This is a genomic window from Pseudolabrys sp. FHR47 (genome assembly GCF_005153485.1).
Taxonomy (GTDB): Bacteria; Pseudomonadota; Alphaproteobacteria; order Rhizobiales; family Xanthobacteraceae; genus Pseudolabrys.
The window spans coordinates 3,225,020-3,240,171 of record NZ_CP039740.1 but is presented as its reverse complement, the minus strand read 5'-3'; the positions used below and the strand labels follow the sequence as shown (position 1 = coordinate 3,240,171).

Below are 15,152 nucleotides of genomic sequence, written 5' to 3'. Positions count from 1 at the left end.
GTGAAATGGCTCTTCTGTTCGTTGCTTTCTTCGTATTGCTGATTGTCGGCGTTCCGATCTTCATCGCGCTCGGTCTGTCGTCGTTGATCTACACTCATTTCATTTCTGGCATTCCAGACTTCGTCGTGCTGCATCGAATGGCGGGCGGCGTCGACAGCTTCCCGTTGCTGGCGGTGCCGTTCTTCATCCTGGCCGGCAATCTCATGAATTCGGCTGGCATCACGAACCGAATTTTCGGCTTCGCGACGGCCGCGGTGGGCTGGCTGCGTGGCGGTCTCGGTCACGTGAATGTCGTCGGCTCGGTGATTTTCGCCGGTATGTCGGGAACCGCTGTGGCGGATGCCGGCGGCCTCGGTACCATTGAGATCAAGGCGATGCGCGATCATGGCTATCCGACGAATTTTTCCGTCGGCATCACGGCCGCGTCCTCGACCATCGGGCCGATCATTCCGCCGTCGCTGCCGATGGTGATATTCGGCGTCATGGCCAACACCTCGATCGGTCAGTTGTTCGCCGCCGGGTTTGTGCCGGGGTTGCTGATGGCAGCGTCGCTGATGATCTATACGACCTGGTTTGCGCGGCGGCACGGCATCGGCAGCGACCAGGCATTCCGCTGGCTTGAGCTTGGCCGGTCGTTCCTGGCGGCCGTTCCGGCGTTGATGACGCCGGCGATCATTATCGGCGGAATGACCTTCGGCTGGTTCACGCCGACCGAGGCGGCGATCGCCGCTTGCGTCTGGGCGCTCATCCTCGGCGCGTTTCTCTATCGCACGCTGACGCTCAAGCAGTTCTATAAAATTACGCTCGACACGATCGAGACCACCGCGGCGGTTCTGTTGATCGTGGGCGCAGCCTCGCTGTTCGGCTGGGTCCTGACGACGACGCAGGTGACTGACAAATTCGCGGCGCTGGTCCTGTCGATCACCGACGACCCCCTGCTGATCCTGCTGATCATCAACGTCCTGTTGTTGATCGTTGGCTGTTTCATGGAGACCATCGCTGCCATCTCGATCCTGGTACCAGTTCTGATGCCTGTCGTCCTCAAGGTCGGCATCGATCCGGTGCAGTTCGGGGTCATCATGGTGCTGAACCTGATGATCGGGCTGCTGACACCACCGGTCGGCATGGTGTTGTTCATCCTGGCGAGGGTCGCCAACATTCCCTTCGACCGGACGGTGAGGGCGGTGTCGCCGTTTCTCATTCCGCTGCTGATCGTGCTGTTGCTGATCACGGCGATCCCCGAACTGACGCTGGTTGTGCCTCAGTATTTCTATCGCTGACGAGGATCAGATGAACGCGCCGCGCACCATTCGTCTTGCCGCCGACGATAACGTCATCGTTGCGGTCGATCAGATCGGGCAGGGTACGGCTGTGGCCGGTGCGACCGCGCAGGCACGCATCCCGCGCGGCCACAAGATGGCGATCATGCCGATCGCGTTGAACGAGCCGGTGCGCAAATACGGCCAGATCATCGGGTTCGCGTCGCAGGCCATTGCGCCGGGCGACTGGGTTCACGAGCACAACGTCGTCATGGGCGACTTCGCGCGCGACTATCGCCATGCCGAGGACGCCCGGAACGACGAGGTTTTGCCGCCGGAGCTGCGCGCCACGTTCGAAGGCTATGTGCGACCGAACGGTCGCACGGGTACGCGCAACTATGTCGGCATTCTCACATCGGTGAACTGCTCGGCGAGCGTCGCCAAATTCATCGCCGAGGCCGTCAATCGTTCCGGCATTCTGAATGAGTTTCCGGAGATCGACGGCATCGTGCCCTTCGTCCACGGCACCGGCTGCGGCATGGCCAATCGGGGCGAGGGCTATGATGTGCTGCAGCGGACGCAATGGGGCTACGCCACCCATCCCAACCTCGGCGCGGCGCTGATGGTCGGGCTCGGCTGTGAGATGTTTCAGATCGAGCGCATGAAGAGTGAGGGACACCTCGTCGAGGGCGATCACTTTCAGTCGATGACCATCCAGGCCGTTGGTGGCACGAAGAAGACCGTGGCCGAAGGCGTCGAGCGCGTCAAAGCCATGCTGCCCGTCGCAGCGAAAGCCCGTCGCGAGACGCGGCCGGCGTCGGAAGTGGTGCTGGCGCTGCAATGCGGCGGTTCGGACGGTTATTCTGGTATCACTGCCAACCCGGCGCTCGGCAAGGCGGTCGACCTGCTGGCGAAGCACGGCGGCACCGGCGTGCTGGCCGAGACGCCGGAAATCTACGGCGCGGAACATCTGCTGACCCGCCGTGCGCTCAATACCAAGGTCGGCGAGAAGCTGGTCGAGCGCATCCGCTGGTGGGAGGACTACACCACGCGCAATCGCGGAGAGATGAACAACAATCCATCGCCCGGCAACAAGGCCGGCGGCCTCACCACCATCCTGGAGAAGTCGCTCGGCGCCGCCGCCAAAGGCGGATCGAGCACATTGCGCGCTGTTTATGAATATGCCGAGCCGATCACGGAGCGCGGTTTCGTATTCATGGATACGCCGGGCTACGATCCCGTCGGCGCGACCGGGCAGGTTGCCGGCGGCTGCAATGTGATGTGCTTCACGACCGGGCGCGGTTCGGCCTTCGGCTGCAAGCCGACGCCGTCGATCAAGCTCGCCACCAATCATTACGTCTACGAGTCCATGACCGACGACATGGACATCAATTGCGGCGATGTGCTCGACGGCGTGTCGCTCGAGGACAAGGGCAAGGAGATTTTCGACAAGGTGCTCAAGGTCGCCTCCGGCGCGCACACCAAGTCGGAAGACCTCGGCTATGGTGAGCTCGAATTCGTGCCCTGGCAGATCGGCGCGACGATGTAATCTATCTGGTGCCGTAGGCGCGGTCGCCGGCATCGCCAAGGCCGGGAACGATGAAGGCGTCGTCATTGAGGCCGTCATCAATGGCCGCGGTCCAGACATGGACGTCGGGGTGTATGCCGCGGATGCGCTCCAGGCCTTCCGGCGCGCTGATCAGGCAGACGAGGCGGATGTCTTTCGCGCCGCGTTCCTTGAGCCGGTCGACGGCGGCGACCGCCGTGTTGGCCGTGGCGAGCACCGGAACGACGACGATCACCAGACGCTCGTCGAGGTCGTGCGGCGTCTTCATGTAGTATTCGACGGCGGAGCGCGTCTCCGGCTCGCGGTACATGCCGATATGGGCGACGCGCGCCGCCGGCAGGAGATCGAGCATGCCTTCCGCGAAAGTGAGTCCGGCGCGCAGGATCGGCGCAATGACGAGTTTCTTGCCGGCGAGGATCGGCGCCTTCATCTTCGCCAAGGGCGTTTCGATGTCGATCATTTCCAGCGGCAGGTCGCGCGTGACCTCATAGCCGATCAACATGCCGACTTCGGTCAGCAGTTCGCGAAAGGATTTGGTCGACCGCTCCTTGTCGCGGATCAGGGTCAGCTTGTGCTGCACCAGCGGATGGTTGACGACGGTGACGCCTTCCATTTTGACCTCTCCAGAACTTCAGAACACAGTGCCGTCGCTGATGACGGTGATTGGCGGCGCGCCGCCTTCGCGCTTGTCGCGGGCGATGGCGCGGCCGGCGGCCCAGGTGCCGCCTTCCAGTATCTTCGCGAGCGGCAGCGTTTCGGCATTCATGCCGAGGCGGGCACGGATGACGTCGGCGAGCTTGTCGAGCAAGGCGACAGTGAGACTGCGCCATTCGACGACAAGCTCGGACGATACGTCATGCGCTTCGAGGATACGCAACGGTTCGTGCAGCTCGAGCACGGAGGCATCCACGAACAGGCCGCCGTTACGATATTCGGCGAGACCGGTGAGACCGTCGATGTTGGAGACGGTCACGCCGGCGCGCTGCAGCGGCTCTATCAGCGAGTAGGACAGCCATTGCGACAGCTTGTGCAGCGGCACGAGGCCGCTGGTTGCATCGTCGGTGACCAGCATGCGGTGCCGCCAGCAGTCGCCGAGCGGCACATTCCCGAGAGAAAGCCGGGACGGCCAGATCGGACCGAGTTCGCGGAGCAGGGCAGCGAGGATGTCGGGTGCGGTGAGAGCGTTGCCGTGCTGTGCGACGAGGTGGTCGAACAGACCGCCGGGTCGGGCGCTGTCGTTTCGCGCGAACACGTCCGGTTTGGCAAGCGCCAGTTCGCCGAGGCGGCGCAGCAGCGCCGCGCGGCCGTCGAGCCCGACCAAAGGATTTGCGTCGCTGACCTGAAAGCCGCAGGCGAGATCGTCGGCGGTGAGTTGCGCCAGCTTGCCGGCATCGACACGCAGCGGGTCCTTGCCATCCGCCGAGAACAGGCCCGACGTGAACATGTCGAGGCTGGCCAGCGCCAGACCTTCCGAGCGGCCAATCTGCTCGCCGGTCTTTGCGTCGGTGTAACGCCACTGCGCGCCGGCGCCGGCATCGAGGAATACGCTGACAATGGCGAGATCGAACTCGGTGCGCGCCTGCGCGGCGCTGTCTTTCTTCTTCGCCAGCACCGCAAAGCGATCCGCACCCTTGTGCACAAAATGCCGCCAGCGCGAATGGAATGGCACATCGAGCGACGGATAGGCCGCGCGCGTCACGGCGATGACACGATCGGCGACCTTGTCCAGCTTCGACAGGTCGACGCGGAAGTGCGGCAGCCGGCCCTCGACGCCGAGCGCCAGCAGTTTATGCGCACGGCTGCGCACCGCATCGGCGGTGAGAAGAGAAAAAGCGGCGTCGGTCTCCGAACTCATTCGGGTTCCCATCATTTCGTGTGGTGGGGAAAACGCGCTCAGTACTTGTTGAGCGCGCGGCCGACGGTACCGGTCAGGTCGTCTGGCTTGACCGCCTCGGGCGAAAAATAGCCAGCCGCCTTCTTGGCCGCGATCTCGACATGAGCATCGGCCGGGATCATGTCGTCGGGGATCGAGACGCGCTCGACGATGTCGATGCCTTGCGAGACCAATGCGTCGTGCTTCATGTCGCTCATCGAGATGAAGCGGTCGAGCCTTCTGAGGCCGAGCCAGTGGAGCACGTCGGGCATCAGTTGCTGGAAGCGCGCGTCCTGCACGCCGGCGACGCATTCGGTGCGCTCGAAATAAGCGGCCGCGGCGTCGCCGCCTTCCTGACGCTTGCGCGCATTGTAAACAAGGAACTTGGTGACCTCGCCCAGCGCGCGGCCTTCCTTGCGGTTATAGACGATGACGCCGAGACCGCCGTCCTGCGCGCCGCGCACGCATTCCTCAATGCCGTGGATGAGGTAGGGCCGGCAGGTGCAGATGTCGGAGCCGAACACGTCGGAGCCGTTGCATTCGTCATGGACGCGGCAGGTGATCTTGGTCGCCGGCTTGTTCAGCTTGCCGACGTCGCCGAACAGGTAGACCGTGATACCGCCGATCGGCGGCAGGAACACCTGCTGATCAGGCCGCGTCACCAGTTCGGGAAACATGCCGGCGGTCTGCTCGAACAGCACACGACGCAGCGCGCTTTCGGACGTGCCGAAACGCTCGGCGATGCCGGGCAGGTACCACACCGGATCGACTGCGATCTTGGTGACGCCGATGCTGCCGTTCTCGCGCACGAGGTCACCGTCGGCCTTGATGCGGCCGGCGCGCAGCGCGTCCTGCATTTCGATCAGATCGAGTCGCGCCTTGGTGATAGCGATGCTGGGACGGATATCGACGCCTTCGGCGATCTCGCTCTTGAAATCGTCGGCGACACGGTGGCCCCATGGATCGAGCGACACGATGCGCTTGCTCTCGGCCCATTGCGCGAAGGGGCCGATCTCCTCGGCCGGATGCGTATTGTGGAGGTCGGGACGGCGGATCGGATCGAGTGCGCCGGACGATACCGCCAGTGCACGATAGACCGAATAGGAGCCGCCATGCGTACCGATGACATTGCGGTCGCCGGGCCGCGACACGGTGCCAATGATCGGGCCGCGTTCGCGCGCGGTCGGCGCGCCCCAGTGAATGGGAAAGCGCGGCTTGCCGCCGGGAACGGGATGCGAGGTGAGACGGATATGGTCGGGTCGATTGGAGCGTGTCATTTGTAAAACCGGAGTTGTTTTCGCCTGAATTCAGGAAAACCAAAAGCACAAAGCCCGCCTGCGACGACGGGCCAGCACGTTCGGATGCTTACTCGGTTTTAAAGGCCGCCTCGTTTCCCCCGCCGGATCGAGCGATCCGGTCGTTGAGGCCGTCCCTTAAAAGAAAAATATAGCGTCTTTTTTGGATTCCGCAATCGCCTTCCTGCATGTCTCACATTCTGACATGTGTCACACAGGCTTAATCAAGGCTTTCAGCCGTTTGTTTATATGTTCGGCGAATACGGCGGTGGCGACCGGGAGATTGCGTTCGCGCAACTGGCCGAACACCAGCTTGGCGGGCGGCACGTCGCGGCCATCGATTTCTTTGGCAACGAGGCCGAGCTTGTTGCCTTCCGGCATGGTGCCGATGGCGATCTGAAAAGAAACAAGGTTGGCGTGCAGCACCAGTCCGCGCAGCAGTTCGAAGGAGTTCGATTCAGCGGCAATGTTGAACTTCAACCCGGTGCGCGACATCGCTTCTTCCAGCAATTGCCGTCCGCCGATCGAACGCTCGGCCAGGGCCACCGGATAGCCGGCGCAATCGCGCAGCCTCACCTTCGGTTGTTTCGCAAGAGGATGGCTCTTGGACACAACAGCGACGAGGTTCTGCTCCAGCGTCATCAGGGGCTGAAAGTTCGCCAGGAAAGGCGGTCGAAACACCAGGACGAGATCGACCTCGAAGGCCGACAGCGCGGTCATGGCGTATTCATGATCGACCACCTTGACGTCGAACTCGACCTTGGAGTGTTCCTTGCGGAAATCGGCAATAGCGCGCGGCAGGAAATCCAGCGCCAAGGCCTGGCTGCAGGCAATGCGCACCGTGCCGCGGCGCAAACCCTTCAGATCTTCAATCTGAGATTTCATCCGCTCGGCTTCGCCACCTTGCTTGCGCAGATAATTGACGAAGACTTCGCCAGCGGCGGTTAAACGCACGCCACGCGGCAGACGCTCGAACAAATCTGCCCCCAGTTCTTCCTCGAGATCGGCGATGCGGCGGTTCACCGCGGAGGCGGTGACGTTGAGATGCTCGGCCGCCTTGCGGATCGAGCGGGCCCGGGCGACGGCGTCGACATAGTCCAAAATCCGCTGATGCTTCATTGGGTTACCCTGATGCGGCGAGGAGGTCGCTTCTGTCGGCGTGGGACAGGCGCGCGCTTGGTGATGCCTTTTCGGCACCACTATAGCAAAAAATCAGCAGCAGAAGGCAACGCTCGACCGCGCTAGCTTCGGCATCGCGCTTGCATGGTTCGACGCATGGTCCGCGCCGAACGCCGAGATGACCTGAACGAAAAGCTTCGACGCATTCCGAAACGATAGCGGACGGTAAGCCGGAACCGGGATCGCTTCTCGCCACCCTCCTGACAGGAGTTCGAACATGACGTTTTCGCCTCGCTCTTTCCTGGTCGCCGCAGCCGCGGTGATCGGGCTGACTGCTCCGCTTCTCACGCCAGCGCCGGCCGCCGCGCAGACCAAGCTCAAGATGGTGCTGAACTGGAAGTATCAAGGCCCGCAGGGCTGGTTCTTCCTCGCCGAGGACCGCGGCTACTTCAAAAAGGCCGGCATCGACATTCAGATGGACCAGGGCAATGGCTCCGGCGCGCCGATCCCGCTGGTTGCTAACGGCACCTATGACGTCGGCTTCGGCGACATCAATGCGCTGATCCAGTTCGCCGCCACCAAGCCGGCGGAAGCGCCGATTGCCGTTTACGTCATGTACAACCAGCCGCCGTTCACGGTGGCGGTGCGCGCCGACAGCCCGATCAAGACGCCGAAGGATTTCGAAGGCAAGAAACTCGGCGGTGCGGCTGGCGACGGCGCGCTCAAACTGTTCCCAGCTTTGTGCAAGATCGCCAAGATCGACTGCACGAAGGTAGAGATCACCAACATGCAGCCGAACCTGCGCGAGCAGATGCTCATGAACAAGCAGGTCGATGGCGTGTTCGGTTACGTCAACACCATCCGCTTCTCCGCCAAGCTGATGGGGGTCGCCGACAATGACATCCGCTACGTCAATTACGGCGACTATGGCATGAACCTTTATTCGAATGCCATCATCGTGTCGAAGAAACTGGTGGCCGAGAAGCCCGAAGTGGTGAAGGGGCTTGTTGCGGCGATCAATCAGGGCCTGCAGGATGCGCTGAAGGATCCGGATGCTGCGATCGCCGCAGTCGCCAAGCGCGAGCCGCTGATCAAGCCGGCGGTGGAGAAGGAACGCTTCATGGCGACGCTCCATGACGAGATGAACTCGCCCGAGATCGCCAAGATCGGTCTCGGCAATGTCGATAAGGACCGCCTGAAGAAGTCGATCGACATCCTGGTCGAGGCCAACGGTCTCACCCGCACCCCGACTGTCGATGAGGTCTTCACCGACAAGTTCATTCCGCCGGTCGCCGAGCTGCCGAAGAAGCTGTTCTAGAGCATGATCCCGAAAAGTGGGAACCGGTTTTCGGGAAAGATCATGCTCAAACAAAAGCCGGACCACGGTCTAATTCGACCAAGATAGATCGTGGTCCGGAGACTGCCCGCCAACTTGCCGTTCCCCTCAAAAAGGGGAACGGCGTCCCTTCGGCCCGCGGGATCGATCGGGGCCACGCTATTCAGGTGATATGATGGATTTGAAGCTCGCCGGCCGCGTCGCCATGATCACTGGCCCGGCCAAAGGGATGGGTGCGGCCATCACCAGGGCCTTCGCCGCCGAGGGCGCGAAGCTGTCGCTGATCGGCCGCGACACCGCGGCGATCGAGCCGGTCGCCACGGAGGTACGTCAGGCGGGCGGGGAAGCCATCATCATTGCCTGCGACCTCACCGATCCCAAGCAGTGCGAGGCGGCGGCGCAGAAGACACGCGACGCCTATGACGGCCGTATCGACATTCTCGTCAATGTCGCCGGCGGCTCGGGTCCTGTGGGAAAGACCGGCGTCGAGACCACGCCGGAAGAGTTCGACGAGATTGTCACGCTCAACATGAACGGGTGCTTTCACACCATGCGCGGCGTGCTGCCGGCGATGATCGCACAACGCTACGGCAAGATCGTCAATGTCGGCGGCACCTTCGGTATGCGCGGCCGTGCCGGGCGCATGTCCTACTCCGCGTCGAAGTGGGGCCTGCGCGGCATCACCAAGAGTTTCGCCCTCGAAGTGGGGCAGTACAACATCAACGTCAATTACGTCGCGCCAGGCATGGTCGATGGCCCGCGTTTTCGCGACAAGGTCTGCGCCGATATGGCGAAGAAACTCAACATTACCGTCGAGGAGGCGATGGAGCGCCACGCCTCCGAATATGCGCTGCGGCGCGTGACGGTCGATGCCGACGTCGCCAATGCCTGTCTGTTCTTCGCCAGCGATGTGTCGCGCCAGATCACCGGTGCCGATTTGCCGGTCGACGGCGGTTGGGCGGCGTTGTGAGGAGTCCGAAGATGAATTTCGGCGACAAAATCAATTCTCCGTTCACCCCCGCGAAAGCGGGGGCCCAGTCCTGTCTTGCCAAGGTCTGGGTTCCCGCTTGCGCGGGAACGAACGGAGTTTGGGACGGCGTCCTGATTCCCCGTGAGGTGTTGTGATGAGCGCAACAATCGCCGACCTCATCATCACCAACGGCAAGATCGTCACGCCGGACAGCGTGTTCGAAGGCGCCATCGCCATCAAGGACGGCAAGGTTCTGGCCGTTGGCGAGGCCAACGCAATGCCGCCTGCGACGGAGACTTTCGATGCCGGCGGCCTGCACATCCTGCCCGGCGCCATCGACGACCATGTGCACTTCCGCGACCCGGGCCTCACGCACAAGGAAGACTGGGAGAGTGGTACGGCCGCGGCTGCCTTCGGCGGCGTGACCTGTGTGTTCGAAATGCCGAACACGCTACCGCCCGTTGCCACGGGGGAGATCCTCGCCGCCAAGCACAAGATCGCCTCGTCGAAAGCGCATGTCGATTACGGGCTTTATGGCCTGCTCGGCGATGAGACCATCAAGGCCGTGCCGGAGCTGATCGAGAACGGGATCATCGGCTTCAAGCTCTATATGGGCAACACCTTCGGCAAAATTCCGTCTCCCGACACCGGTGCGACGCTGGAATGCTTCGAGGTAGCGGCGGAAACCGGCAAGCGCGTCTCGCTGCACGCCGAAAACAACGACATCATGGTGCGCCGGCAGACGCGACTGATGGCTGCCGGCATCAAGGATCAATGGGCGCATCTGGCGGCGCGGCCGAATGTCGTCGCCATCGAGGCTGTAAGCCGCGCGGCGATCCTGGCCGAATGGACCGGAGCGCGCATTCACGTTCTGCACATCTCGACGGCGGAGGAACTGCGGCCGCTGCGCGAGGCCAAGGCGCGCGGCGTGGACATCACCGGCGAGACCTGTCCGCACTATTTCCTGCTCTCGACCGACGACTACGCCCGTGTGCCCGGCATCATTGCCGTCAATCCGCCGGTGCGCGAGAAGCAGAACCAGCAGCCAATCTTCGACGCGCTGTTGGACGGCACGATTGACGTTATTGCGACCGATCACGCGCCGCACGCCTACGAGGAAAAGACGCGCAACGACATCTGGACCGTCGATTGCGGTTTCCCCGGCGTCGAGACACAAATGCCGTTGATGCTCACGCAGGTGAATGCCGGCCGCATGACGATCTCGGACTATGTGCGCGTCAGCGCCTACAATCCGGCGCGCATCTGGGGACTTTATCCGCGCAAGGGCGCGCTGCTGCCGGGCTCCGATGCCGATATCGCCATTGTCGACCTTTTCCGCGATCACGCCATCCGCGATGCCGAGACGCAGTCGCGCTCCAAGGTGTCGCCGTGGGACGGCTATAAGGTGAAGGGCCTGCCGATGCACACTTTGGTGCGGGGGCGTTTCGTCATGAAGGATCGCAAGCTCGTTCCCGCTTCGAAAGGCTGGGGACGCTCCGTGCACACGATCCAGGCGATGCCGGCGCCGGTCGTGAAGAACGCGGAGCACACGATGCGAACCATCACTCAAGGAAAGGCGTGAGAGGGCAGGGACATGACCGGCGAACTATCTCCGCGCACTGACGGCACTTTCGTCGAGCTTGAAAACGTGACGCTGGCCTATGGCCGCGGCGATCGGCAGGTCGTGGCGCTCGGCGAGACCAACCTGCGCATCGATCAGGGTGATTTCGTCGCGCTGGTCGGGCCATCGGGCTGCGGCAAGTCGACGATCCTCAAACTGGTGACGGGCCTGATCTCGGCGACCTCCGGCTATGTCTATGTCGCCGGACGCGAGGTTGGCGCCGAGCAAGTGCGTGTCGGTATGGCATTCCAGAACCCGACCATGCTGCCGTGGCTCACGGTGCGCGACAATGTGATGATGCCGCTCAAGATCGTGCCGCCGTTCCGGCAGGAATATCAGAGCAAGAAGAAGACCGAGTTCCGCGACCGCGCCGATGCCCTGCTCAAGGAAGTCGGGCTTGCCGGCTTCGGCGACAAGCATCCCTGGCAGTTGTCCGGCGGCATGCTGCAACGCGCCTCGCTGTGCCGGGCGCTCATCCACGAGCCGCAGCTCCTGATGCTCGACGAACCGTTCGGCGCGCTCGACCAGTTCACGCGCGAAGAACTCTGGGCGGTCATGCAGGAGCTGTGGCTCAAGCTCAAACCCACCGTGCTTCTCGTCACACATGACCTCAAGGAAGCCGGCTATCTCGCCAACCGCATCTGCGTGATGCGCTCGCGTCCGGGCCAGATCATCGACGATGCCGCCGTGCCGTTTGCGCGGCCGCGCACCATCGACATGTCCTACACCCCCGAATTCGTATCCATGACCCAGCGCCTGCGCGAACTGATCGTCTCGGCGCGTCCGGTAAGGGAGACCATGTGATGGATCAGCAATTGCGCCGCCGCCTCTGGTCGGTCCTCCTGATCATCGGCTTCTTTGTGATGTGGCAGGCGTTCTGCTGGATATTCCATATCAGCGACATCGTGCTCCCGAAGCCAAGCCAGATCATCGTCACGCTGGTGCAGCGCATGCCGGCGTTGTGGCCCCATGCGGTGCAGACGCTGTACACGACACTGGTCGGCTTTGCGCTGGGCATTCTCGCCGGCGTCCTGCTCGGCGTCATGATTGGCTCGTCGCGGCTCGCTTATGACGTGGCTTATCCGTTGCTCATCGGTTTTGCGTCTATCCCGAAGGTCGCGGTGGTGCCGATCTTCGTGCTGTGGTTCGGCTCCGGCGCCGTGCCCGCGATCCTCACTGCGATGATCATGAGTCTGTTCCCGATCGTGGTGAACGTCGCGACGGGCCTCGCCACCACCGAGCCGGAGCTCGAGGATGTCATGAAGGCGCTGCGCGCCACCAAGCTCGACATCCTGTGGAATGTCGGCCTGCCGCGCACCATGCCGTACTTCTTCGCCTCGCTGAAGGTCGCGGTGACTTTAGCCTTCGTCGGCACCGTCATCTCCGAAACGGTGGCGTCGAACCGCGGCATCGGCAACGTGATGATGATCGCGTCGTCGAATTTCGACGTGCCGCTGGTGTTCGCCGGGCTGATCATTCTCGCCATTATGGGCGTCGCGCTCTACGCGGTGTTCTCGCTGATCGAGATCCGGATCACCGGCTGGGCGCACCGCAAGGACGAATTCGCGATGGGCTGATCGCCTCACTTCCGATTTTGCCGGTTATCGACCAACAGGAGTCTGTCTATGTCTGTCATCCGTTTCGGCATCGCGCTGGTCACCGCGCTATGCCTGTCCGTATCGGCCCACGCGCAAGAGCCGACCAAGATCCGCTTCACCCTCGACTGGAAGTACCAGGGCCTGCACGCCTACATCTTCTGGGCCAAGGACAAGGGCTACTTCGCCAAGGAAGGCCTCGACGTCTCCATCGACCAAGGCACCGGCTCGGCGGCGACCGTGTCGCGCATCGTCTCGGGAACCTATGACGCCGGCTTCGGCGACATGAACGCCATCATTCAATTGGCCGGCACCAAGCCGGGTCAGCAGCCGGTGATGGTCTACATGATCTACAACACGCCGCCTTTCGCGCTGATCGTGAAGAAGGATTCGCCGATCAAGACGCTCAAGGACCTCGAAGGCAAGAAGATGGGCACGCCCGCCGGCGGCGCCGCCGGCGTTCTCTTCGCGGCGCTGGCGAAATCCAACGGCATCGACCCGGACAAGGTGCCGGTCGTCAACATGCAGCCGCAGCTCCAGGAGCAGATGCTGGTAAAGGGCGACGTCGACTTCTCAGCGATCTTCACCGTCACCAGCTACGCCAACCTGATCGGCATGAAGATGGACCCGCTCAAGGACTTCCGCTGGTTCTACTACTCGGATTACGGCATCGACCTTTATTCCAACGGCATCATGGTCTCGAAGGCGCTCATCACCGAGAAGCCGAAGGCGGTCGCCGGGCTTGTCCGCGCGCTCAACAAGGCCATGATCGAGGTCGCTGCCAATCCGGCGGCCGGCGTCAAGGAAATGCTCAAGGTCGAGCCCTTGATGAACGGGGACATCGAGGTCAAGCGCCTCGAATACGCGCTCAAGACGCACTTCGTCTCCAAGGAGACCGACGCCAACGGCCTTGGCGACGTCTCCGATGCGCGCATGGAAAAGGCGATCAAGTTGCTCGCCGACACCTACAAGCTGCCGAACACGCCAGCAGTGAAGGACGTGTTCGACCGCTCGTTCCTGCCGCCCAAGGCCGAGCGCACGCTCAAGCTCAGATTCTGAGTTAGGACGACACACGTCATGAATCGGACCGTCGCGGCCTCCTGGCTGCTTTCAGGAGCGGGCAGGGCCGCGGCCGCCAACCAGGCCATCGCCATCGGCGATGGCCGCATCGACAGCGTCACGGCGGGCGAGGGTAGCGGCACTCTCGTCATGCCCGCGCTCGGCAATGCGCACGACCACGCCCGCATCGCGCGGCTGAGCCAGACCGGCAGCTACGACGTGCCGCTCGAGGCCTGGCTGCCGTATCTCACATTGCTGCCGGCGGTCGATCCCTATCTGTCGAGCGCAGTGTCGTTCGCGCGGTCGGCGCGCGGGGGAGTCGGTTCCGTGATGGCGCATTACACGCGCGTGCAGGGCCTCACCGATTTCCCGACCGAAGCCCGCGCGGTGGCCAAGGCCGCGCGCGATGTCGGCATCCGCATGGCACTCGCCGTGCATTGCCGCGATCTCAATCCGCTGGTCTACGATCCGCATGAGAAGCTGCTCGCCGAATTGTCGCCCGAAGCTTGCGACTGCGTGACGCGGCGTTTCCTGCGCAAGCCGGTACCGGCACGCGAGCAGGTGGCGATGGTCGAAGCCGTCGCCCGCGATATCGAAGGCGGCGGCGTCACGGTGCAGTACGGCCCTGCCGGCGTGCAGTGGTGCACCGATGAGATGTTGCGCCTGATTGGTGAAGCCTCCGCGGCGTCGAAACGCCGCGTCCACATGCATCTGCTCGAAACGAAGTATCAACGGCAATGGGCCGATCGCACGTTCCCGCAGGGTATCGTGCGCTATCTCGACGAGATCGGCCTTCTCAACGATCGGGTCTCCTTTGCGCATTGCATTTACCTGCGGCCGGACGAGATGGACCTGATCGCAGAACGCGGCGCCACCATCGTGGTCAACACCTCGTCGAATTTCATCGTCAGTTCCGGTCTTGCGCCGCTCGGCGAATTCATCAAGCGCGGCTGCCGCGTTGCCATGGGTCTAGACGGTCTTGCCTTCGACGAGGACGAGGACGGCTTACGCGAAATGCGGCTCGCCTATAACGTCCACAAGGCCTCCGGCTTCGATGTCCGCGTGTCGCAAGCCGATTTGCTGCGTTTCGCTACGTCCAACGGCCGCTTCGCCGTTACCGGCATGAAGGACGAAGGTCTCGTACCCGGCGCGCCGGCCGATCTGGTGACGCTCGACTGGAAGGCCTTGTCCGCCGAACTGATCGAGCCGAACGTGCCGCCGTTCGAGTTGCTGCTGGCCAAGGGCGTCAAGCAATACATCACGGGTCTCATCGTCGCTGGCCGCGACGTCGTCAGTAACGGCAAGGTTGTCGGCGTCGATCTGCCGGCGCTGGAGGCCGAGTTGCTCGCGATGCTGCGTGCCAAATATTCCACCACCGCCGATGTGCGTGCTGCCATGCCGGAACTGAAGTCGGTGTTGCGCAAGCACTACACCGGCCCACTGTACTGTGCGTGACGT

General features: G+C 62.8%; 13 protein-coding genes. 9 read left to right on the top strand and 4 right to left on the bottom strand.

Going from position 1 to position 15,152, the window contains the following annotated elements:
- Positions 1-5 precede the first annotated feature (5 nt).
- Positions 6-1,280 (top strand): TRAP transporter large permease, encoded by a 1,275-nt coding sequence (locus E8Q40_RS15825; protein WP_137045449.1) that lies wholly within the window; start codon positions 6-8, stop codon positions 1,278-1,280.
- 10 nt (positions 1,281-1,290) lie between these two features.
- Positions 1,291-2,808 (top strand): UxaA family hydrolase, encoded by a 1,518-nt coding sequence (locus tag E8Q40_RS15820; RefSeq protein ID WP_137045448.1) that lies wholly within the window; start codon positions 1,291-1,293, stop codon positions 2,806-2,808.
- Position 2,809: 1 nt separating this feature from the next.
- Here the strand turns inward: E8Q40_RS15820 and upp are convergent, their stop codons facing one another.
- The 4 genes from upp to E8Q40_RS15800 form a co-directional block, all read right to left on the bottom strand.
- The gene (upp, locus tag E8Q40_RS15815) at positions 2,810-3,439 is read right to left on the bottom strand and encodes a uracil phosphoribosyltransferase (protein WP_137045447.1); all 630 of its coding nucleotides are present in this window, start codon (positions 3,437-3,439) and stop codon (positions 2,810-2,812) included.
- 18 nt (positions 3,440-3,457) lie between these two features.
- Complete coding sequence (locus E8Q40_RS15810) at positions 3,458-4,681, bottom strand: URC4/urg3 family protein (protein ID WP_137045446.1); 1,224 nt, start codon at positions 4,679-4,681, stop codon at positions 3,458-3,460.
- A gap of 38 nt (positions 4,682-4,719) precedes the next feature.
- Positions 4,720-5,976 carry a GTP cyclohydrolase II gene (locus E8Q40_RS15805; RefSeq protein ID WP_137045445.1) on the bottom strand — a complete coding sequence of 419 codons (1,257 nt, stop codon included), beginning with the start codon at positions 5,974-5,976 and terminating at the stop codon, positions 4,720-4,722.
- A 228-nt stretch (positions 5,977-6,204) separates the two neighbouring features.
- Positions 6,205-7,113 (bottom strand): LysR family transcriptional regulator, encoded by a 909-nt coding sequence (locus tag E8Q40_RS15800; RefSeq protein ID WP_137045444.1) that lies wholly within the window; start codon positions 7,111-7,113, stop codon positions 6,205-6,207.
- A 277-nt stretch (positions 7,114-7,390) separates the two neighbouring features.
- On the opposite strand from E8Q40_RS15800, the gene E8Q40_RS15795 reads away from it, so the two are divergent.
- The 7 genes from E8Q40_RS15795 (at position 7,391) to E8Q40_RS15765 (ending at position 15,149) form a co-directional block, all read left to right on the top strand.
- A complete protein-coding gene (locus E8Q40_RS15795; RefSeq protein ID WP_137045443.1) occupies positions 7,391-8,431 on the top strand; it encodes an ABC transporter substrate-binding protein in 1,041 nt (346 codons plus the stop codon).
- Positions 8,432-8,624: 193 nt separating this feature from the next.
- On the top strand, positions 8,625-9,419 hold the full coding sequence (locus E8Q40_RS15790; protein ID WP_137045442.1) for an SDR family NAD(P)-dependent oxidoreductase: 795 nt from the start codon (positions 8,625-8,627) through the stop codon (positions 9,417-9,419).
- A gap of 154 nt (positions 9,420-9,573) precedes the next feature.
- Positions 9,574-11,001: a dihydroorotase family protein gene (locus tag E8Q40_RS15785; protein ID WP_137045441.1), complete on the top strand. Its 1,428-nt coding sequence runs from the start codon at positions 9,574-9,576 to the stop codon at positions 10,999-11,001.
- 12 nt (positions 11,002-11,013) lie between these two features.
- Entirely contained in the window at positions 11,014-11,844 is an 831-nt protein-coding gene (locus E8Q40_RS15780) for an ABC transporter ATP-binding protein (protein ID WP_137045440.1), read from the top strand.
- Positions 11,844-12,617 carry an ABC transporter permease gene (locus E8Q40_RS15775; protein ID WP_137045439.1) on the top strand — a complete coding sequence of 258 codons (774 nt, stop codon included), beginning with the start codon at positions 11,844-11,846 and terminating at the stop codon, positions 12,615-12,617. The genes E8Q40_RS15780 and E8Q40_RS15775 overlap by 1 nt, the downstream gene beginning before the upstream one ends.
- A 48-nt stretch (positions 12,618-12,665) precedes the next feature.
- Positions 12,666-13,694: an ABC transporter substrate-binding protein gene (locus E8Q40_RS15770; protein ID WP_137045438.1), complete on the top strand. Its 1,029-nt coding sequence runs from the start codon at positions 12,666-12,668 to the stop codon at positions 13,692-13,694.
- Between the two features lie 18 nt (positions 13,695-13,712).
- A complete protein-coding gene (locus E8Q40_RS15765) occupies positions 13,713-15,149 on the top strand; it encodes an amidohydrolase family protein (RefSeq protein ID WP_137045437.1) in 1,437 nt (478 codons plus the stop codon).
- Positions 15,150-15,152 lie beyond the last annotated feature (3 nt).